The 1,367-nt window shown below is 74.4% G+C and carries 2 protein-coding genes; both read left to right on the top strand.

Translation table 11 applies throughout. From position 1 onward, the window contains the following. Window positions 1–239: 239 nt before the first annotated feature. Window positions 240–1,169: an aldose 1-epimerase family protein gene (locus tag E1166_RS30560; protein ID WP_132343258.1), complete on the top strand. Its 930-nt coding sequence runs from the start codon at window positions 240–242 to the stop codon at window positions 1,167–1,169. A gap of 2 nt (window positions 1,170–1,171) precedes the next feature. Next, a partial coding sequence (locus E1166_RS30555; protein ID WP_207914671.1) for a nitroreductase family protein occupies window positions 1,172–1,367 on the top strand: 196 nt, incomplete at its 3' end.

Here is a 1,367-nt window from a genome sequence, read left to right as displayed (position 1 = left end):
GCTCGGGGGTGGCCTGGGTCGGTGGCGGCCTGGCCGCCGCGGTGCTCGCCGTGCTGCTGGTGGCGATCTTCCCGGCGCTGCTGCGCTACCGGGTGGCGAGGGTCGCCGCCCGGGACTGAGCCGCCGGTCGCGGGGCTTTCCCGGAGGGCGGGTGGACCAGGGCGAAAGCCGCGCCGTCAGGTGGGACGGTGGCGCACCGGTCCGGCGCTGCGCCGGGACCGGGGGATAAGGTCACCGGCATGGAGAACGACGTGCCGCGCCCGCCCTCGGGTGCACAGTGGACCATCGCCGCCGACGGTCACGAGGCGGTCATCGTCGAGGTCGGCGGTGGGCTGCGGTCGTACCGGTGTGCGGGGGTCGACCTCGTCGACGGGTACGCGGCGGACGAGGTCTGCCCGGGTTCGGCGGGTCAGGTGCTGGCCCCGTGGCCGAACCGGATCCGGGACGGGGCGTACACCTTCGGGGAGCGGTCCCTGCAGCTCGACCTGTCCGAGCCGTCCCGGCACACCGCGATCCACGGCCTGGTCAACTGGGTCCGTTGGGAGCTGTTGGAGGAGTCGGCGGACGCGGTCACCATCGGGTACGACCTGCCGCCGCAGCCCGGGTACCCGTGGGCGTTGCGGCTGCGCAGCCGGTGGAGCGTGGGCGCGGACGGCCTGCGGGCCGAGCACGAGGTGACCAACACCGGCGCGGAGGCGGCGCCGTTCGGTTTCTCCGTGCACCCGTACCTGCGTCTGCCCGGGGTGCCGGTGGACCAGACGTTGCTGCGGGTGCCGGGCCGTTCCCGGGTGCTGCTGGACGCCCGGCTGTTGCCGGTCGGCGCGACCGCGGTGGCCGGCACCGAGTACGACTTCACCGAGCCCCGGCCGATCGGCGACGCGGTGCTCGATCTGGCCTTCGGTGACGTCGTGCGGGACGACGACGGCGGGTCGGCGGTGACGCTGACCGCTCCGGACGGCTCGGCGGCGCTGCATATCTGGGCGGACCGGGAGTTCGGCTGGTGGCAGGTCTACACGGGGGACACCCTGACCGGCGAGCGGTTCCGCCGTTCGGTGGCGGTGGAACCGATGACCTGTCCGGCGGACGCGTTCCGGTCCGGCAAGGATCTGATCACGCTGAAGCCGGGGGCGAGCTGGCGGGGTGTCTGGGGCCTGCGGCCCGGGGTCTGAGCATGGAGTTCGCCGAGGTGGTCCGGCGGCGTCGGATGGTCCGCAACTACGACCCGGACCGCCCGGTTCCGCCGGAGGTGGTGGACCGGCTGTTGGACCATGCGGTCCGGGCGCCCTCGGCCGGTTTCGCGCAGGGCTGGGGCTTCCTGGTGCTGGAGGCGGCGGCGGATCGGGAGCGGTTCTGGGCGGCGGCCACCC

The organism is Micromonospora sp. KC213 (genome assembly GCF_004348325.1).
Classification (GTDB): Bacteria; Actinomycetota; Actinomycetes; order Mycobacteriales; family Micromonosporaceae; genus Micromonospora.
The sequence above is the reverse complement of the archived record's forward strand: the minus strand, read 5'-3'. Positions and strand labels throughout refer to the sequence as shown.